This window comes from Effusibacillus consociatus (assembly GCF_042652925.1).
Lineage (GTDB): Bacteria > Bacillota > Bacilli > Tumebacillales > Effusibacillaceae > Effusibacillus > Effusibacillus consociatus.
This window is the reverse complement of sequence record NZ_JBHSHC010000014.1, coordinates 25,621-46,333: the sequence shown is the minus strand read 5'-3', so window position 1 is coordinate 46,333 and position 20,713 is coordinate 25,621. Positions and strand designations below refer to the sequence as shown.

Sequence of the window (20,713 nt, the reverse complement as noted above, 5' to 3'; positions counted from 1 at the left end):
GTCCTCGATATTGATAAATATGGATATTGATAAATATAGATGCAAAGGTAAAGACTGCCGTAAATAATGCCCCCGCCGTAACCAACACACTAAACGGTCGGAGCCGAAGTTTCAAATCCTTGGAACTCGTAATCAACATCTCCCTCAATTTACTACCATTTCATAGTTCGGCAAGGAAGAGATAGCTCCCATTTTCGTACATACCAGTGCAGCCGCTTTATTTGCGAAAAAAGTCATTTCCTTAATTTTTTCAAAGTCATGGATGGTCTGCAGAGGATGTTCGAATCGGGATAACTGAAACAAGACAGCACCAACAAAAGCGTCCCCTGCCCCTGTGGAATCAACGGCCTTTACTTGTATACTCTTTACAATGGCAGAGTGCTCCCCGGTGGAAACGAAAGTTCCATCTTTGCCAAGTGTGACGGAAATCCATTTGGCCCCATACTGGTGAAGAATATCCACGCCAGCCTCAAGTTTTTCCGTTCCCGTAATGAACTGCAGTTCTTCTTGACTCACTTTCACAAAATCGGAAAAGGATAGAGCCTTTTTTGCCAATCTCCTAAATTCCCCTGTGTTCCCCTTCCAGAGAAACTCCCTGTAGTTCGGGTCAAAGGATATGAAAATTTTATTGTCCTTCGCCAATTCCATCACTTGAAAGTACGTATCACGGGAAGGGCCTTCCAGCATAGCAGTTGCCGACCCAAAATGGATAATCTTCGACTGCAACATTTTAGGGATATCCAGTTCTCCAACTGTTAATAATCCGTCAGAACCTCTATGGAAAGTAAAGTCCCTCTCTCCATCGGCTTGCAGGGATACAAAAGCCAGTGTCGTACGGGAATGCGGGTCTAGAATGAGCATTGATGTATCCACATTCACATCCTTTAGCGTTCTCATCAAAAAACGACCAAAAGGATCATCCCCGACCTTTCCCGCAAAAATGGCATGTCCGCCTAATTTCGAAATAGCTGCTGAGACGTTAGCCGGTGCTCCGCCGGCTTGTTTTAAAAAGTGAGTTCCCTCTAGTAAATCAACTTCAATATCCGTACAAAAAAAATCGATAAGCAGCTCTCCAATACATACAACCGCATTGGTGTTAATCATGTTCTACACTCCCCTCTTACTTGTTTTCCACAGTCTCTACTTTGTTTTTAATAACTTCTAAAGGTTTTGCATTTCCAAACACCAAACTTGGCCCATTTACAGGCGCAGCCCAACGAACCGCATTGGAGATGACCTTCAAAATTTCCGGATGGTAATAGGTAGGGTAGGTTTCATGCCCGGGTCGGAAATAAAATACCTTTCCACGGCCTCGCGTATACGTGCAGCCACTTCTAAACACCTCTCCACCTTCAAACCAACTGACAAAAATAAGTTCTTCCGGTTGGGGAATATCAAAAAATTCACCATACATTTCTTCCGATTCCAATTCAATGTACTGATCAATACCTTGCACGATCGGATGAGCCGGGTTTACAACCCATAAACGCTCCTTCTCATTAGCCTCACGCCATTTTAAGTCGCAAGTGGTACCCATCAGTTTCTTGAAAATCTTGGAAAAATGCCCGGAATGGAGAACGATGAGCCCCATTCCTTCAAGAACCCGCTTTTGCACTCTTTCGACGGTTTCATCGCTAACCTCGTCATGAGCCTGATGCCCCCACCATATCAAGACATCTGTTGTATTTAAAACCTCCTCCGGTAAGCCATGTTCCGGTTCATCCAATGTCGCTGTCCGCACTTCAAATTGTTCTTGTCTTAATGGGACGGCAATCGCATGGTGTATTCCTTCAGGATAAATTCTTCTAACCTGTTCATTGGTCTGTTCATGTCTGTTTTCGTTCCAAACGGTTACTCTGATTGTGTTTGACATTACTTTTCACCCATCCATTCTATTAGATATAGAAGGGGACCCATTTTTTATTCCCCATCTGAAGAAACACTTTTTGAGGATCATTCCAGAAAATTCGATTACTGTAAACGATTACATTGAATGGAAAAACAACAATGGGCTAGCTTCTAGGTAGCAGTCTATAACATCATGTAAAGGTTTACAAGACTATTTTGAAAAAATGTTTGAAATAATTTCCTATATCATTATCTTGGCGGGACCCCTAAATTTTACGGCAGAGCTCTACCTCTCGAACTTACATAGAGGGTATACCATTCATTTCTGGTGAGTGTTATGTTTACTGCATCTTCACATGCCCGTATCCGATCAGGATTAACGGTGCCGATTACGGGTTGAATGCCTGCCGGGTGCTTCATTAACCACGAAAGTACAATGGCCTCAGGAGTTGTTTGTTTTTGTTCAGCCATTTCTTGAACCAGTTTAGCAGTCGCTTTGATGGAATCACTTTGATCATCTACTAACTTCCCGGAGAACACGCCTTGAGCAAGAGAACCCCAAGCCTGAATTTGAATATTCTCTAATCTGCAATACTCTAAAGTGCCTTCCGGGAAGATGTTCTCTGTCGCTGCGTTCTGGTTTACATGCACACCTGTTTCCAGCCAGCCGATTTTGGCCAAACTCATTTCTAATTGATTGATGACGAAAGGCTCATCGCAATACGCTTGCAGCAAACGAATTTGTCCCGCACTCATGTTCGACACTCCGAACCAACGAACTTTACCGGAAGCCTTTAAATCATGGATCGTTTCAGCCACTTCCTCCGGATCCATAAGCGGGTCTGGCCGATGGAGAAGAAGAAAGTCTATGTAATCAACACCCAATCTTTCCAAAATTCCATCTATACTGCGTCGAATATGTTCTTCAGAAAAATCATATCGACCGGGTACACCTGAACTTTCTTTGAAACGGATTCCGCATTTTGACTGAATAAACATCTTCTCTCTTAGATTTGGTTGTTCCTTCAGGACTTCACCAAATACTTTCTCTGCTTTACCGAACGCGTAAATATCCGCGTGATCAAACATGTTAATTCCAATTGAAAGCGCGGACTCGATTGCTTCGCTCGCTTGTTTTACATGTTCACTTGTAATCGGGTTTTGGTTCCAGCCTCCGCCTAGTCCCATACAACCTAACACCAGGCGACTAACGGGGATGCCACGGCGATTGAGTGGTACTATTTTCATAACTTGTCACTCCTATTTTGATAGTGTTTTGATTGGTTATCCGGTAATACTCTTTTTTAAATTCCATTTTTTAAGCTGAACAATATTTAGAGGCCCATCAGAAAAGAAATAAATATTGACTGCTTCTTTGCTTGGGTACACTCTTGCTGTCATCACTTTTTCCCCGTCATTGACGAAAATTTCAATTGATGATTTATCAATAAAGATGTGTAGCTTTAATCGGTTATCTATTAAATCAACGGTTGCCTTTCGAATACCGCCGGGTCCTGCCCCGGATTGATTCCGATCCAACATTAGCACCTTTTCATTTTTATCATAGGCCAGCACGGTTTCTTGTTTAGCACGATCGTCTACTCTCAGTTTTAAACCGAATACAAGAGCATCTTTCGCATCAACTTCCATCTGCAGTTCGATGCAGTCCCCAGATACCTCCGCTAATGATTGCACCCCTTGAATCGTCAAAGTGCTATATGAGACTTCCTCTTCCCTTAACTTTTCCAATTCAGGTACAGGAGTGCAAAACAACTGGTTATCCTTCAAGGTAACTAACCTAGGCAGTGTCATGGCCCCGGCCCATTGATATTGCTGGGTTGGCATTTTGCTTTCCCACATGTCCATCCAGGCGATCAGAATCCGCCGACCTTGTTCATCGATCATCGTTTGGGGGGCATAGAAATCAAAACCGTAATCTAACATCCGGAATTCCTGATGGCTGAATGTTCCGGTTTCATAATTCAACTGTCCAAGAACATACCCGGATTGATGCAAATTATGATAGAGATTCCCTTCCGGTGTCATTCCCTGAGGAGACATAACAAGCACATCCTGCCCACCAAGATGGAAAAAATCCGGGCATTCCCACATATACCCGAAATTCCCTTCGCCCCTTGCCATAACGTTCACAAAATCCCAATGAATCAAATCATCGGAGCGGTAGAGAAGAACTTGACCTTCGTTTCCCATGGTTTTGGAACCCAGAACCGCATAATAGCTATTTTGGTGTTTCCATACTTTGGGGTCCCGGCAATGATTAGGATGGATATCCCCGGCGGGAGGATTAGCAATCACCGGATTTTCTTTTAGCTTGGCGAATACGCCCCCATCTTCACTAACGGCCAGACACTGAGATTGTTCTAAATCTGTATCATGATTTTCCCCTGTCCATCTGTTTCCTGTGTACATGAGATAAAGCTTTCCATCTTTTTCGATGGCACTTCCGGAAAAGCAACCGTCACGGTCATACTCTTCGCTTGGGGCGAGCGCAATGGGGAGATGCTCCCAGAACACAAGATCCTGACTTCTCACATGTCCCCAATGCATAGGCCCCCATTGGGGTGAATAAGGATGATGTTGATAAAACAAATGATATTGTCCGTTGAAATAACAGAAGCCATTAGGGTCGTTAATCCAGCCTGCGGGGGCTGAAATATGATATTGCAATCGCCAATGGTTGAGCGATACCTCTTCTTTTATTCCGTCAATACACTCCTGAGCTTTTTTTATTAAAATTTGTTGTTTGTCCATTCTCACTTCTCCTCAGTACTATTCCCTCTCTAATCCAATGCTTTTTCCAGAAAATCCAATTGTGCCTTTCTGAACCATTACCGAATTTTTCCTGTCGACGAATTGATAAACCAATACTCCAAGAATCCCCGCCATAGAAAAAAACGCCAAATCCTTATACAATGCAGAACCGCCCAACCGCTCAAGGACTGCTCCTCCAACCGCGGAACCAATAATGCCTGATAGGCCGAAAAAGACTGAGATAAACAAAAGATGGCCGGTAGCCTGCAGTTCCTTAGGGGCCAATTTACTGATAAATTTAAAGGATGCCGTGTAGAAAATGCCGAAAGATAACCCGTGAAATACTTGCAGAAGAATTATCAATTCCGAATTATCGGCTATCGAGCTGAGCAGCCAACGTATGGTGTAAATCACCCCGGCTATGATTATAAATGTGAGTTCACTATAACGGCGAAACCAAAAACGACTTGTGGCAAACGCCAAAGCTTCGCTTAACACGGCCACAAACCAGGCCAGGCCAATTAACGACTCTCCACCGCCAAGTTTCGAGATATAGAGACCGAGAAAGCTGTCATTTGTACGATGTCCAATGCTAAAAAACATCGAGATCAGCAAAAACATGAAAAACCGTGGGCTTGAAGCTAACTTTACCGCATCGGTAACCCGCACCGGAGTATTGCTTGATGGCACATCAAAAATCCTCCACGATACTAAAAATGCAATAATAATATAAAACAAATAAGGATAGTACATATTCCTTATCCCGATCTGTGAGAGAATCTGACCACTTATTAAGGCGGTAAAGGCGAACCCGAGAGAACCGAATGTGCGGATGCTTCCAAAACTGATTTTATAGCGTTCGGATGTCCTTTGTGTCAAACTGTCAGCCAAAGCGCCTGTTGGGGCGTTAAAGAAAAACATCAAAGCACAAGCTGCCAATAACCCCAAAAATGTTGACATCTGAAACAAAATTGTGCTGCTGAACAGAACCCCAAACAAGCAGATCAGGATCATTCGCTTTATCGTTTTATATTTATCACTCATAATCCCCCAAAAGGGTTGGGAAAACAAGGCAGCACACGGACCGATCGCCATCAGCCAGCCGATTTCAGTTTCGCTTAAACCTTCGCTTTGAAAATAAACAGGCAAAAAACTTATGATGATAGTTACGGATGAATGATAGAAAAACAGAAATGTTCTTAAATTCAAAATCGGCCAATGCTTTATCATATGGTTTCTCCTCTTTAATCCCAACCCGCTCGTTGTTGTTCGGTTCGTACTGCAAGTCCAACTACTACCCTCTTTACTTAGTAATATTGCAGGATCAGATGCAAAGGTTTGCAGTAGTAGATTACAATATGGTGTAATCGTTTACAATACTATTTCAAAAAAATTTGGAAATCATTTTTTGAACAGGGCGATGACAGGCATCGCCTCTTTTTCATATCCATTTAGTCTTGTGCTTTCAATCGCCAGATGACGCTTTGGAAATCACCATGCAGTTCAGGAACCAGGAGTCCCGAATACATCAATTCATCACCGCCGTAGATCTTGCCGTTCTCTGTCATCTGATAGTCCAATTCAGGATTTAGTCCTTTCAGCTTGATGGTTGCAAACGGAGCGTTCGCTTCTGCCAGCACTCGGAAGTAAGCCACAAAAGCCTCTCTTTTATCCTCCGATACAAACATCCATGCGGTTTCATTCCCTTCAAAAGGACTAAGCAGTCGATAAAATTCTCCAAATTGGATTAAATGCCTGATTTGTTTATACGCGATTACCTGCTCCTTTACAAGCTCCTTCTCATCTTCCGTAAGCTTGGTCAGGTCGAGTTCATAACCGAAATTGCCTGCCATTGCAACATGTCCACGCATCTCCAACGATGTGATTCGATGCACCTGGTGGTTGGGAACTGCGGAAACGTGAGCCCCCATGGAAATTGCGGGATAGACCATACTGGTTCCGAACTGGATTTTCAAACGGGATACAGCATCCGTGTTGTCACTGGTCCAAGTTTGCGGCATGTAGTAGAGAATGCCCGGATCAAAACGTCCTCCTCCACCAGAGCAGCTTTCAAACAGCACATGCGGGAAGGCCGTTGTAATTTCCTCCATCACCCGGTAAAGTCCGAGCATATAACGATGGGCGGTCTCTCTTTGCCTTTCCGGCGGCAAAACCGCAGAACCGATCTCGGTCATATGCCGGTTCATGTCCCATTTCACGTAAGTGATGGGGGCACTGGAAAGAATGCCGGACACCATTTTGACAACTGCATCGCAAACTTCTTTGCGGGAATAATCCAGAATCAACTGGTTTCTTCCTTCGGAACGATTGCGATTGGGAACATGCAGGCACCAGTCGGGATGCATGCGGTACAAATCGCTGTCGACGGAAATCATCTCCGGCTCAAACCAGAGACCGAACTGCATATCCATGCTGCGGACCCGTTCTACCAAATCCTCCAGCCCGTTAGGAAGCTTGTTCTTGTCCACGAACCAATCTCCCAGTGAGCTCATATCATCGTCCCGCTTCCCGAACCAGCCGTCGTCAAGAACAAACAGTTCAATCCCAAGCTCTTTTCCGGTCTTTGCAATGCTTTCGATCTTTTCCGCATTGAAATCAAAGTAAGTGGCTTCCCAGTTATTGATGAGAATCGGTCTTTCCTTGTCCCGGAAGTTGCCACGGCAAAGGCGGCTGCGATACAATTTGTGATAGGTTCTGGACATCTGACCGAGGCCGCTTGCAGAGTAGACCATCACGACTTCCGGTGTTTGAAAGGATTCACCCGGCTGGAGCAGCCAAGTGAAATCGAACGGATTAAGCCCTAACGAAACACGGGCCCCCTTATACTGATCCACTTCCACCTGAGCGAGGAAATTTCCGCTGTAGACCAGATTCAATCCGTACACTTCCCCATGATCTTCGTCGGTACCTTTTCTTAATAGGGCAAGAAAAGGATTTTGCTGATGGCTGCTGGCTCCGCGACGGCTTTCAATCGATTGGTTTCCGACAACGAGCGGGCGTCGTTCGATTTGCCTTTCCCGGCCCCAGGCACCGGAAAGTTGCATCAGTTCAAACTCGGAATCGCGGAAATCCACATTCATGCTTAGAGTCCGCAGAAGTTTCAAGTCCTCTTTTCCGTTATTCAAAAAACGGACTGTTCGGGTGATCACATCCAGTTTGTCGTAGGCGGTGTAAGACAGAATCACTTGAAGTCCAATCAAGTCATCCTCAAGTACGATTTCCAACGTTTCTGCCTCGTCTTCACTCTCCACGTAAGTCGCCGGCAGCCCGTCCAGCTTGGGTTTTCCCTTAAAGATTTGATGGTTCCGGTATCGTAAATCGGTAATCGTAGAGCCATTCTCAAGTTGTACCTGGTAGGCAGGCGATCGAAAATCAGTGTTTCCGTATGCAGGATATTCCTGCGGAAGCGTATCCAGAGAAAATGTCCGGTCAGAAGGATCTGGATTAGGAGAAAAAGCCCGATCCACAAATTGCAAAGGATTCGACAGATTGGATGATCTGATTTTCTTCCCCCAATAGATATGAGCTAAATACCGGTCCCTGACAATTTGCATTACATAGCTTGTACCGTTCGCTTGCAGGTGAAATGTCTGATTCGATGCATTATAAGAGATTCCCATGTTTACCACTCCTAGAGCAAATGATGTGTCAGTATTGTCCTATGTTTTTGGTTTATCCTTTTACTGCACCGGACGATAGCCCGCTTATGAAATACTTCTGCAAGAACAGATAGAGCACAATAATGGGTAAAGCGCTAATCAACGAACCTGCAGCCACCCAACCGACATTACTAACGTATGAAGAGAAAAATTGGGCCAAGGATACAGTGATCGTATGTGTTTCTGTTTTTTGCAGGAAAAACACAGAGAATTGATAGTCATTCCAAACACCTACCCCTGTCAAGATAATGACAGTTGCAGTAACAGGTTTTAACAATGGCAGGATGATCCTGAAGAAAAGCCCGACCCGGCTCGTACCGTCAATCATGGCCGCTTCATCCAATTCACGGGGAATGGTGCTGATAAACCCTGTATAAAGGAAAATAGTAATCGGTAAGTTATAGGTTACGTGCAGTAAAATAACCGCCCATTTCGAATTTAATCCGCCAATATCAACGACAAACTGGTAAAGCGGCACCAGGCTGGTCAGAGGCGGAACGATGAGAGCCGCAATAAAAAGGGTATACATAAATTTGTTCAAACGGGTTTTAAATCTGGACAACGGATAGGAAGCCAAAGCGCCCAACACTACAACAAGAATCACAGAAATAACAGTAATTACAACATTGTTTAAAAAAGCCTGCCCCAGTTTGGCTTGAACCCATGCATTCTTGAAATTTTCAAGGTACAGAGTCGAGGGCAGCAACCATTTCGAACTCAGATCGTTAGCGGGTTTGAACGATGTGGTTATGAGCAGATAAAAAGGAAGAATATGAGTGATGCTGATAAAAATCGTTGCCAACAGGAGCCATTTTTTTGGACTTCTCATCAATCTAACTCCTTTCTTCTCAAATAAGTCAAAGCGGTTATACTAATCAATGAAATCATCACAAACATGAGATTTCCAAGCGAGGCCGCGTATCCGGCATCCTGGCTTGCAAAGTATAACTTGTACATCAACGTTGACAAGGATTGTGATGCATATCCCGGCCCCCCGTTTGTCAAGGCAACGATTACATCAAACAACTTAAGACCGCCAATCAGATTCAATACAATATTGATAGTTATCGAAGGCATCAGCATGGGTAACGTTACGTTCCGGAAACGCTGGAAAGCGGATGCTCCGTCAATTGTCGCAGCTTCATAATAATCCTTCGGAATCGATTGCAGACCCGCCAAGTAAATCACCATGGCGATTCCCAAATATTGAAACGTGTTAACGAAGGTGATGATCCAGACATTTAACTTCGGATCGCCCAATAAGAGCAGGGGTTTATCCTGAAATAACAGGATGATGTCATTCAATGCCCCTCCTTTAAACTGAAAGAAGAAGTACCAGATATACCCCATAATCAACGGACTGATAATCACTGGCAAGTACACGATCGTACGGGTGATTCCCCGGGTTCTGATGCTTTGGTTAAGCAGCAAAGCATAAAGCAATCCGATTACATTTTGAAAAAATGTACTCCCTATGCCATAAATCAGGGTATTTTTGATGACAGTCCCGATATTGGGGTCACTGAGCATTCGTTTGTAATTATCCAGTCCAATCCAATTAAAGCTTTGGGAGTATCCATCCCAGTTCGTGAAAGAAATCTGAAGCCCTTTCAGAAATGGATAAAAGATAAAAGCGCAAAACAAGAGTAAAGCGGGCAAATACATCAGGTTCAGCCAAACCGAGGAATTCATATTTTTCTTTCGTTTCTTTCTTCCCGTCTTGGCATTAATCCCTTGACTTGAAACCGCCATTAACTCCTCCATGGTTTCTCACTCCCCCTCATTGGTTAGAGTGGGTTACCTGGAAAGGTAACCCACTACCTTATTTCTGTTGCTGACTGCGGAGACGATTTACTTCTTTTTTCATTGCTTCAGTGTAATCGTTGGGAGTGATAGATCCGGCCAGTAATTCTTGACCCTTGGTGCACATCACGTCCCACATGCCGTTTGGCAGATAAACTCGGTCAAAATAAGAGAATACACGGATGTTTGCATACTTTTCATAGTACTGGGTCAATTCGGCCAAATCAGGCTTAATATCCTTAATACCTGCCGGGAGTTTTGTAGCCTCCGCCATTTTCTTCAGATTTTCCGGCTTGGCGAAGAAAGTGATAAGTTTCTTTGCTTCCGCCAAGTTTTTAGAGTCTTTCCATGCGGCCATTGTATGTCTTTCTCCACCCGAAAAAGAGGGTTCGTCGCCCGGCACGATGGCAGGTACCGGCATGTAGCCTGCATTTACATTGGGATTTATTTTCTTGGCCTCTTGAACAAATCCGGGTCCACCCACACTAAAAGCAATTTTGTTTTGGGCAAAAAGCTGGGGACGATCAGTAGGCCGTGCGGTCAACGCGTCTTGGTTAATCAAGCCCTTTTTGTTCATTTCAGCGAATTTTTCCGGGAGATAAGTCCACTTCGACCAATCCATCGTATTGTTTAACAATGCGTCAGCATAGTTCTCTTTTGGACTGATCAACAAGGGTGTCGCGAACTGGTCAAAGAATTGTCCGATCGTTCCGGTATCAATGCCCGAGAAGAAGAAAGGCGATACTTCCCCGTTGCTTTCTTTCTTGATCTTTTCAGCGGCAGCCATTAATTGGTCAAACGTTTGAGGCGGTTCAATTCCATATTTCTTTAATACATCCGCGTTATACGTAATACCGTCTTTGGCTTCGTTCAGAGGCAAAGCATAAACCTTTCCCTGCTTGTCAGTGAGCACCGGCTTCATTGTATCCGTCAGTTTGGAAGCCCACGGCTCATCTTTTAAATCCGCGACATATTTTCCGTAACGAATTTGAGCCCACCCATGAGTGTCAAATACATCCGGCAAATCATTCGCGGCCATCTTTACTTTCAAGATATTTTCATACTCGTTCCCAGGAAATTGCACTTCAACTTTAATATTGGGGTTTTCCTTTTCAAACTCTTTAACGATCTGGGTGAATGCGTCTTTTTCAGCCTGTTCACCTATCGTGCTGTAAACCGTCAGCTTCTTTGTACCGTCTTCAGATTTCCCATTTGTCTTCTGATCGCCACTTGATGAACATCCGGTAACAGCCAGAAAAATTGACAAAGCTGCAGATACAACTAGCGGAACAAATTTTTTCTTCATGTTGACCCCTCCCTTTTACTCAAGGCACACCTTAGAAATTAAAGGAAAAACTTTCTTTTAATTAAACAAAACGGACCGTGATGCAGAATCCCCCCTTTCAAGGACTCGATAGATACTTTTTTAAATTAATTAATTTAAGAACAATAGAGCAACCACAAATGGTGATCTCCTCGGTATTCTATTTCCTCTCCCCTCCACAACTCTGCCTGATAACGAGTTTGGTTGGAACGACCACCTTAAGAGGCACTTCTCTGCCATTCAATCTTTCCAATAACAGATTTACTGCCGTTCTTCCCATCTGTTCGGTAAACGCTTTCACCGTTGTCAAAGAAGGGGTGACGTATTGGGCCAATTCAATATCATCGAAACTTACGATCGCCACATCATCCGGCACTTTGATTCCGGCTTCGTGCAAAGCACGAACTGCTCCAATCGCCATAGGATCGCTTGCAACAAGGAATGCGCTCGGGAGGTTTCCTTTTTCAATGGCCCTTTTCATCATTTCATATCCATCCGTTGTGGTCCAATCTCCCAAGTAGAAATGATTTGAATGGTCGAGTCCCCGATTCTTCATTATTTTTTCATATGTTACTAAACGTTCATCCGGTAATTCGGTTCTTCTTTCGGAACCATGAGTTCCAATATAGATTCTTCCTCCGATATACCCGATTTTCTTGTGACCCAGATTCAGCAAATATTCAATCGCCGTCTCAGTGGCTCTTCCAAAATCGATCACTACCGAATCATAGCGTTCCGGATCTGGGGAATAATCAACAAAGACGATATTGTTCATCTGCATCGAAATCTTTTCAATATCATCAGCCGCGATCTTTCCCACAACGATCAGACCATCCAATTCATTCACTGAGAAATCGGATCCGTTTCCTCCCGCTCTCATTGTTTTGGCAATCTCGATGCCCAAGTCCGAGAACTCTCTTTCAATCCCTTCACGAATCGACAAGAAATAGGGATCATTATATTCCTCTTGTTGGGAGCACCAAAGGAGAAGCCCCAATTTAGCATTTTCCTCAATGTTTACATTGTGTTTTATGTTCCGTTTTCGTGACGGTTTATACTTCAATTGTTCCGCAATGGCAAGAATCCGCTGCCGGGTTTCCTCCGTTACCGAAAGAGTATGATCTTGATTCAATACCCTCGAAACAGTTGCATTTGATACATTCGCACGAAGAGCAATATCTTTGAGTGTAGCCATTTGTCTTCCCTCATTTATTGTCGGGTAATAGTGTTTGGAGTTATACTCATTACTAAAAGTTTACTAAATAAACCGTTGTCCATATCATAACAATAGTTCAGAATAATTTCAATAGTGATTCTGCAAACGGATTCAAAAACTGTGTATTCGTCCCCCCCTTAACTCCATCTATATTTAAGTTTTTTAGAAAAAACCGGCTATCCTCCCCATCATCCAAACGGAAGTATTTTAGTTATTTTTTACTAAAATATTTACTTCAATCCGGGAATTGTCGATAAAAAAAGAGCATCGAATCCGACGCCCTTAATCTTACTAATTCTTTTTATACCTCACTGACTCCTGTTGGTGTAAACAATTTATGAAGCAGCAGAGTAAATCCGCCGATCGCGATCGCATTCGGCCCAAGCTGTGAAATAACGATAGATACTGCTTTCGCGGGTGTTGTGAGAGCCCGGGCTTCCACCGTTTGTTTCAGCGACTCCAATACGAATTTCTCCGCACGAGATACCCCTCCACTTAAAATAATTAAAGAAGGGTTCAACGTATTAATCAGATTGGCAATTCCAATCCCAAGATAGCGACCTGTCTCCGCCAACACTTCGATGGCCAATGGATCCCCTCGTTCTGCCGCAAGATAAATCATTTCACTCGTAATTTCCTCAATGTTTCCGTTGACCTCCTGCTCAAGAATGGACCTTTTCCCAAGACGTATTGCCTGCTGAGCCCTCCTTGCAATGGCCGGTCCGGCCGCCAACGCTTCCAGACAACCAAAGTTGCCGCAACTGCATTTGGGGCCGTTTACATCGATTGTGGTGTGCCCTATTTCCCCTGCCGTAAATGATGTTCCATGGTACAACTGGTGATCCATGATAATTCCTGCCCCTATACCGGTACCGATATTTACGGAAATAAAATTGCCGATACCCTGTCCCTGACCAAACCAACTTTCCGCCAAAGCAAGTGCCCGGACATCATTTTCGATTTCAACCGGCAGGTTGAATTCTTTTTCCAGAGCATCTTTGACTGGAATGTTACGCAGATATAAGTTAGGAGCATAGATTGACACGCCTTTTTCCGGATCGACGAGACCGTGCATCCCGATTCCAATCCCAAGAAAACAGCCCTTATACGTACCGGTCTCCTTAATAACCGTATGAACATTCTCTTTCAGAATCTGCAGGAACTCTTCCACAGTTGGACTGAAGGGGACTTTAGCTTCCGCCTGCCGGATAATTTTTCCTTCCAGCGTTGCTGTTACAGCCCTTACTTTTTTTGCCCCCGCATAGACGCCAACGACATAAAATGCAGAAGAGTTGATCCTCAGCATAATAGGCTTTCTGCCGCCGGTTGATTCACCCAAGTCGCTTTCCACAACCAGTTTTGACTCTAACAATTCCCCTACAATATTGGTAACTGTCGGAGGAGTCAGTTTCGTCAATTTCGCAATCTCCGCTCTGGAAATGGGGCCATGCAGTCGGATCACGTTGAGTATCGTGGATTTGTTTAATGATTTCATCCATTGAAAGCTGCCGACCTGAATTGACTTTGACATTTTACTGTCCTCCGATTAAACATAATCACTCTCTATCTGACGAGAATATCGACCCTTAAAAAGATTTCCCCATTCTTTTCGATTATAATATAATCCCATTCACCCGTGTGAGTCAGAAACTCATTTTCTTTCTCCCTCAAACCGATTCTCTATTTGTCGTACCCGTTCGGATGAGTCTTGTGCCAATTCCACGCACTGCGAATAATCTCCTCCAAGCTTTCAAATCCGGGCTGCCATCCCAATTCTCTCTTGGCCTTTTCCGACGAAGCTATGAGAACCGCAGGATCTCCCTCACGACGGGGACCAACATTTGCAGGTATAGGATGCCCAGTCACTTCCCTGGCTTTGCTAATGACCTCCCTCACTGAGAATCCGGTCCCATTTCCGAGATTAAAAATTCCGCTTTCATTCTTTTCCCGCAGTCTTTTCAGTGCCAGCCAGTGAGCATTGGCCAGATCCATCACATGAATATAATCGCGGATACACGTTCCATCCTCTGTCGAATAATCGTCCCCAAAAATCGAAACTGCTTGGCGCTGGCCGAGTGCAACCTGCAGAACAATCGGAATCAGATGGCTTTCCGGGGTATGATCCTCCCCGATATGACCGTCCGAATGCGCTCCTGCCGCGTTGAAATAGCGAAGCGAAACATACTTGATCCCGTAGGCATTGTCACACCATTTCATCATCTTCTCGATGGCCAGCTTGGTTTCTCCATAAGGGCTCGTAGGTTCGGTCGAATCATCTTCCCGGATCGGAATGTTCTTTGGTTCGCCATAAGTCGCAGCGGTTGAAGAAAATACAATTTTCTTTACACCGTATTGATTCATTTTGGTGAGCAGACGCTGAGCCGCAATCACATTATTGTCGTAGTACTTGAGCGGCTCCTGGACACTTTCCCCAACCAGGGAATCTGCCGCAAAATGGATAACAGCCTCAATGTCATGTACTGAAAAGATAGTATCAAGCACATCCGAATCGCGAATATCTCCCACATAAAATTTGTTCGCCAACACCGCCTGGCTATGGCCTTTTTGCAAGTTGTCCAAAACGATAACGTCCTCACCTTGCGCCAGCAATTCCGCTACCGTATGACTGCCGATATAACCGGCTCCCCCCGTCACTAAAACAGACACAGTTCCGCCTCCTCCGTTACTTCACGCGCACCGTTCCCGACAGCACAAACATAAAAGGTTGGAGTCAACCCTGTTTTGCCTTGATAGCCATCGACCACACGTGATTTGAAATCCTCCAGTGCATCCTTGTGCACCAGACTTACTGTACAACCGCCAAAACCGGCCCCTGTCATCCGGGTTCCGATGCAGCCGTCAACATTACGTGTTTCTTCAAAAAGCGTATCCAGCTCAAAACCTGTAACTTGGTACAAATCCCGAAGCGATTCATGGGACTGAATCATGTATTGCCCAAATGCTTCCAGGTACCCCGCCTCAAGAACTTTTGTGGAAGCTGCTACCCGCGCGTTTTCCCTCACTACATGCTCCAAACGCCTGCGTATCACTTCAGACCGAATGGAACGTTTCACTTCTTCCCACTGCTCCACAGTGACATCCCCAAGACAAGTTGAGGAAGCAAGAGCTTGCTTAATCATCGTAAAACCTTCTTCACATTCTTTACGGCGCTCGTTATATTTTGAATCGCCGAGTCCCCGTCTTTTGTTTGTATTTGTAATAACCAACTGATAAGCGCCCAATCGAAGAGGCGTATACCTGTAATTCAAAGTATCGCATTTCAACAGCACAGCATGGTCAGCTTTCCCCATACCTACGGCAAACTGATCCATGATTCCAGAGTGGACACCAACGAATTGGTTTTCCGCACGCTGAGCCAGTTGAACCAACTGCAGCATCGGGATGTTCACTTCGTGGGTGTCCTTTAACGCGACTGCTGTTACCAGCTCGATCGATGCAGAAGAGGATAATCCCGCACCGTTTGGAATATTCCCGTGGAACAGCAAATCACAACCTTTCAGTTGAACACCCATTTTGTTGAATTCTCGGATGATTCCTTTGGGATAGTTGGCCCATCCGTCTTCCTCCCGATAGGTGAGATTATCCGCATCCACTACCAATTGATTGTCAAATGCGGTTGAAGCCAAGCGGAATCGTCCGTCTGTCCGGGGTGTAACAATGGCCCAGGTGCCGATAGTCAAGGCCGCGGGAAAAACAAATCCTCCTGTATAGTCCGTATGTTCCCCAATCAAATTCACTCGTCCAGGAGCAAAGAAAATCCGAGCTTCCTTACTGCCAGTTGAAAAAATATGCTCAAACTTCTGTTTTAATTGAAACAGTTCGTTCATTTCACCAGCCGCCCTTCCTTCTCCAGATAACGACGATAAGCCTCCCTGAGCTTCTCCGATGTTTCTTCGACCGCTAGGGGATTGCACGCTGCCCATGCACCCATTTCCGATGAGGCATAGAATTTGATTTTATTCGCATCACGCAGCGGGGGATAAAATTCGATATGAAAATGATAGTACTCCTCGACGTTCTCATCGTTTACCGGACGTTGATGCAGCACCATCATATATGGGAACAGCCGGTCGAACAGCGTGTCCATGGCTCCGGTCATATCTTTCAACATGGCGGCCAGACTTCTCTTTTCCACGGATGTGAAATCACTGAGAGCTGTCTTGTGATTCTTGCTCACAATGAACAATCCGTACGGGTAATCGGTGAAAAATGGGATATAGGCAATAAAATGTTCATTCTCATGGATCACGCGACCTTGGAACTCTTTCTCAGCCCGGTTCATGTCACAGATCAAACAACCGCCTGTCGCTTCATGATGCTTCCGGCAATTGTCCAGTTCCGTCCGGATTTTGAGCGGCATTTGGGAATACGCATAGATTTGGCCGTGCGGATGAGGCATGGTAACGCCGCATTCCTCTCCCCGGTTCTCAAAAATCATCACATACTTGTGGTGCGGATCGCGGCTTAGTTCGACAAACCGTTCTGTCCAAAGGTCGACCAGTTTTTCGACATGATCCACCGACAGTTCAGGAAGAGTTTCCGTATGATCGGGTGAATAAAGAACCACTTCACACTTTCCGTACGATTTCTCGGTCTTATACAAGTCCGATCCGACCGGATCCGGCTCAGGGGGCTCGAACATCAGTGCCGGAAAATCATTATCATATTTGTATACATCATAATGGTCGGGAACCTTTCCGGATCCCGGACAAAACGGGCACCAATCTTTCGGCATATTCGGCCGGTCCTGCCGGTGGGAAGCCACCATAGTCCAATCGTCTAACAACGGGTTGTAACGCAACTCAGCCACTCTTGGATCCTCCTCCGGGCATATTTTCGTCATAAAAACTAAATTAAATTAATTAATTATATATCCTTATAGTAATCGTTAGCACCTTGTTTTGCAAACAAAAAAATTGCCGGCTTTTCACCGGCCCTGAAGCTGTCAATACCGAATTGTCTTTTTCTAAATCCAGAGTTTAAAGAGCCCTTCCGTTATTCCCAAGTTATACATGTAATACAAACCAAATGCTGTACTGATTACTCCCGTAATTCGGGTCAGGGTACGATTGATCCCTTCTTTCTTAGCAGTAAACACAAAGGGAATTGCAATCATGGTGGTGAAACAAAGCATGCCAACAACCGTTCCCGCTCCGAACACAAGAATATAAGCAAGACCTTCCCAAACACTCGATACGGTTGCCATCGCGAGCAGAACCATGGCTGCACTTCCTGCAAGTCCGTGTACCAAGCCGATCACCATCGATTTAACATAGGACACGTCTTGGTGAGTATGATCATGACTGCCAATGCGTTCATGGGAGTGAAAATGCTTATGTACAAATCCGCTATGTTCATGCTCGTGTACGTGTATTTTTCTTTTCCGAAGTGAAAGCATGCTGGTAATGCCAAGGTAGGCGAGCATGATTCCAACCAGGAATTCCAGAGACATGGCCCATTTTGCGGGTATCTCGTTCTTCATCAGAATCAGAAACATGCCGACAAGAAATAAAGTTGCCGTATGACCGATCCCCCAGAACACGCCGACCAAGGAGGAACGCCACAATTTCTTGCTGTGTCCGGCAATAGTTGAGACTGCAATCACATGATCCGGTTCAAGAGCATGCTTCATTCCCAGAATAAAACCGACTGATAGAATCGATAGCAAACCTGTTTCCATAGAAAGCCCCCTCTCCTCTCTCTTAAGAACCTGTTGGGCCTAATGCTATTTTCGGATTTGAGGGGCCGGTTTCCCCAATAATTCCCGTCGAATCAGATCCCAGCATTCATGCATCAAGCTTTGCAGTCTCCAAACAGACGGACCCAACATACGCATCACAAGTCCGTTCCGGGCGAGAAGACTGGTTCCGGCGTACAACTCCTCTTTCTGGTGAGAATCAAGAAACGTTTCTAGCATCTTAACATGATCATGGGTAATCTGTTCCGACAACACCCAAAGTGTCCCGATATGCGTATATCCGTCAAAAATCCCTCGAGATGTGTTCCAGCGAGCGGGTTCCAGCAAGAGGGAATCCCAGACTGCCAATTGTCCCTCCCAAGACACGGAAAATTGGCTTGCAATTTTCTCATACTGGAACAGCTCACCTCGTCCGGCTCTGCCAGGTGTGATGATTTCCCCGACGATCGCTTGAGCACCCCCTTGCATCTCAAGAACGGTTTCTCCAAAATAGTTGGCTCCGTGGTACGGAACCAAAGCTTCCGGAAAATATTCCAGAAGAGCCCCTTTCCTTACATTGAATCGCTGGATTTGAGAAGTCTCTCCCATTTCGAGTGAAGGATGCAGTTTGCAGGAGGATTGGTTGGTCAAATAAAGGCTGGCCCCCTTTTCCAAGGTGCATTCGATCTCCTGAGTATCCCCGTTAAACAGGCCGGGTGAGGAGTCCATCAAATAAAGAAGGAGCTCTCCTCTTTCGCCGGCGAACGGTTTTGCCACTTTCAAAGGGGATTGATGGAAGGAGTGAAGAAGCGCACTTCTTCCCTCTCTGACTCCGACTGTTCCTTTCCAGACACCATGTACTCTCACTGGGCCTCCCTCATTGAGCCGCCATGATATTCCTCTGAGATCCACTGTACAATCTTCGGAACACCTACATTCTTAAACAAATTGGTGAAGACAAAAGGTTTCTCCCCACGCATTCGTTTCGAGTCCCTTTCCATCACTTCGAGACTCGCTCCAACGTGAGGGGCCAAGTCGATCTTATTAATCACCAATAAGTCCGAGCGGGTAATCCCGGGTCCTCCCTTGCGGGGAATCTTTTCCCCTTGAGCCACATCAATGATATAGATGAACATATCCACCAGTTCCGGACTGAACGCTGCCGCCAGATTGTCACCGCCGCTCTCGATAAAGATGATATCCAGATCATCGAAACGTCTTTCCAATTCCTCCACCGCGTCAAAATTCATGGACACATCCTCGCGGATGGCCGTATGCGGACAGCCTCCCGTCTCCACCCCAATAATCCGCTCTTTCGGCAGGACACCGGTTTTGGTCAAAATCTCAGCATCTTCCTTTGTGTAAATATCGTTGGTGATGACAGCCAGGCTGTAGGTTTCCTTCATCATCCGGCACAGCTGTTCGACTAAAGCGGTCTTTCCCGATCCTACCGGCCCTCCGACACCGACCCGCATAGGCCGTCCTCCCATGAAACTTCTGTGTTTCCATTCATGATGATGATGGTCGTGACCTTGACACATATCAATTCCTCCTCTTGTTTGCGGTCATTGTTTCAATCAAGACATGAACAAACGGGAATACAATGTTTCATGACGCATCGCCCCGATTTCCTGGGCAATCGTATGACTTGACAGGCGATTGGGGGCAGGAGGGGCAAGCACTATACGCTCGGCCTCCTGCTTGATCACCGGCAGCAAACTTTTCAGGACCTTCTGCCCTTCCGTCTGTCCGATTGGCATCGCCCGAAGGGCGTTCTGAATGAGAGCGTTCACTCCGGCGTAAAGATGGCTGGCTATTGCATTCTCCGGTGATTGTTGGAGGTGCGCACAAATCCAACCGTGAACGATGCAGGCATTGCCATAGCTTTCTCCCGAACGGATCCAGTTGTCATATTCCTCAAGTCCGCATTCCGGATATAAGTCCAGAACGATACGGAGGTACCTCTTCCCGATCTTCACCCCGCCTTCCCGGGACTCCCGGGACAGTCGGGAAAGAGTGAGCCGCCGATCCAGCGTTCTCAGGTTTTTGCGGTACACTTCTTTTTCAGGCTGATCCGCGATTATCCTGTCTGCATACCAATGGGCCCAAAAAACGGCCGCTCCTTCCATGGGAGCAAGATTGCCCGTAACGTAAGATCCAAGCCATTCGGACAGCTCCTCGCCGTTCTGAATCCTGTTTTCCTGCAAAGCAGTCTCCAAGCCGAAGGAATGGGAAAAGACTCCTGTCGGAAAGGCCGAATCAATCAATTGAATCAAAGGAAGCAGGGAAAACACGATTCATCGCTCCTTAAATAAAGCTTCTATCGAAGTCCCTTCCACAGAAGCAGGGGCGTCAATTAGAGGAAACTTTCT

18 protein-coding genes are annotated in these 20,713 nt (G+C 45.5%); all 18 read right to left on the bottom strand.

The window, feature by feature from the left end:
• Positions 1-144 precede the first annotated feature (144 nt).
• Positions 145-1,101 (bottom strand): carbohydrate kinase family protein, encoded by a 957-nt coding sequence (locus ACFO8Q_RS02080; protein WP_380024178.1) that lies wholly within the window; start codon positions 1,099-1,101, stop codon positions 145-147.
• A 19-nt stretch (positions 1,102-1,120) separates the two neighbouring features.
• On the bottom strand, positions 1,121-1,873 hold the full coding sequence (locus ACFO8Q_RS02075; RefSeq protein WP_380023940.1) for a ThuA domain-containing protein: 753 nt from the start codon (positions 1,871-1,873) through the stop codon (positions 1,121-1,123).
• A 248-nt stretch (positions 1,874-2,121) separates the two neighbouring features.
• Entirely contained in the window at positions 2,122-3,096 is a 975-nt protein-coding gene (locus ACFO8Q_RS02070; protein WP_380023939.1) for an aldo/keto reductase, read from the bottom strand.
• Between the two features lie 36 nt (positions 3,097-3,132).
• Positions 3,133-4,620: a glycoside hydrolase family 32 protein gene (locus ACFO8Q_RS02065; protein ID WP_380023937.1), complete on the bottom strand. Its 1,488-nt coding sequence runs from the start codon at positions 4,618-4,620 to the stop codon at positions 3,133-3,135.
• An 18-nt stretch (positions 4,621-4,638) separates the two neighbouring features.
• Positions 4,639-5,850, bottom strand: a complete 1,212-nt coding sequence (locus tag ACFO8Q_RS02060; RefSeq protein WP_380023936.1) for an MFS transporter — start codon at positions 5,848-5,850, stop codon at positions 4,639-4,641.
• A 221-nt stretch (positions 5,851-6,071) separates the two neighbouring features.
• The gene (locus ACFO8Q_RS02055; RefSeq protein ID WP_380023935.1) at positions 6,072-8,261 is read right to left on the bottom strand and encodes an alpha-galactosidase; all 2,190 of its coding nucleotides are present in this window, start codon (positions 8,259-8,261) and stop codon (positions 6,072-6,074) included.
• A 52-nt stretch (positions 8,262-8,313) separates the two neighbouring features.
• Positions 8,314-9,129: a carbohydrate ABC transporter permease gene (locus ACFO8Q_RS02050; protein WP_380023933.1), complete on the bottom strand. Its 816-nt coding sequence runs from the start codon at positions 9,127-9,129 to the stop codon at positions 8,314-8,316.
• Positions 9,129-10,064 carry a carbohydrate ABC transporter permease gene (locus ACFO8Q_RS02045; protein WP_380023931.1) on the bottom strand — a complete coding sequence of 312 codons (936 nt, stop codon included), beginning with the start codon at positions 10,062-10,064 and terminating at the stop codon, positions 9,129-9,131. Before ACFO8Q_RS02045 ends, ACFO8Q_RS02050 begins: the two co-directional genes overlap by 1 nt.
• Positions 10,065-10,122: 58 nt before the next feature.
• Entirely contained in the window at positions 10,123-11,409 is a 1,287-nt protein-coding gene (locus ACFO8Q_RS02040; protein WP_380023928.1) for an ABC transporter substrate-binding protein, read from the bottom strand.
• Positions 11,410-11,587: 178 nt separating this feature from the next.
• Positions 11,588-12,622, bottom strand: coding sequence for a LacI family DNA-binding transcriptional regulator (locus ACFO8Q_RS02035; protein WP_380023926.1), 1,035 nt, complete (start codon positions 12,620-12,622; stop codon positions 11,588-11,590).
• 322 nt (positions 12,623-12,944) lie between these two features.
• Complete coding sequence (locus tag ACFO8Q_RS02030) at positions 12,945-14,174, bottom strand: ROK family transcriptional regulator (RefSeq protein ID WP_380023924.1); 1,230 nt, start codon at positions 14,172-14,174, stop codon at positions 12,945-12,947.
• Between the two features lie 149 nt (positions 14,175-14,323).
• Positions 14,324-15,310, bottom strand: coding sequence for a UDP-glucose 4-epimerase GalE (galE, locus tag ACFO8Q_RS02025; protein WP_380023921.1), 987 nt, complete (start codon positions 15,308-15,310; stop codon positions 14,324-14,326).
• Positions 15,298-16,491 carry a galactokinase gene (locus ACFO8Q_RS02020; protein WP_380023919.1) on the bottom strand — a complete coding sequence of 398 codons (1,194 nt, stop codon included), beginning with the start codon at positions 16,489-16,491 and terminating at the stop codon, positions 15,298-15,300. Before ACFO8Q_RS02020 ends, galE begins: the two co-directional genes overlap by 13 nt.
• Complete coding sequence (gene galT, locus ACFO8Q_RS02015) at positions 16,488-17,474, bottom strand: galactose-1-phosphate uridylyltransferase (protein ID WP_380023918.1); 987 nt, start codon at positions 17,472-17,474, stop codon at positions 16,488-16,490. Before galT ends, ACFO8Q_RS02020 begins: the two co-directional genes overlap by 4 nt.
• Positions 17,475-17,630: 156 nt before the next feature.
• Entirely contained in the window at positions 17,631-18,344 is a 714-nt protein-coding gene (locus tag ACFO8Q_RS02010) for an urease accessory protein UreH domain-containing protein (RefSeq protein ID WP_380023916.1), read from the bottom strand.
• Between the two features lie 45 nt (positions 18,345-18,389).
• Positions 18,390-19,208 (bottom strand): urease accessory protein UreD, encoded by an 819-nt coding sequence (locus ACFO8Q_RS02005; RefSeq protein ID WP_380023914.1) that lies wholly within the window; start codon positions 19,206-19,208, stop codon positions 18,390-18,392.
• A complete protein-coding gene (ureG, locus tag ACFO8Q_RS02000; protein ID WP_380023912.1) occupies positions 19,205-19,882 on the bottom strand; it encodes an urease accessory protein UreG in 678 nt (225 codons plus the stop codon). Before ureG ends, ACFO8Q_RS02005 begins: the two co-directional genes overlap by 4 nt.
• A 36-nt stretch (positions 19,883-19,918) precedes the next feature.
• Positions 19,919-20,635 (bottom strand): urease accessory protein UreF, encoded by a 717-nt coding sequence (locus tag ACFO8Q_RS01995; protein WP_380023910.1) that lies wholly within the window; start codon positions 20,633-20,635, stop codon positions 19,919-19,921.
• Positions 20,636-20,713 lie beyond the last annotated feature (78 nt).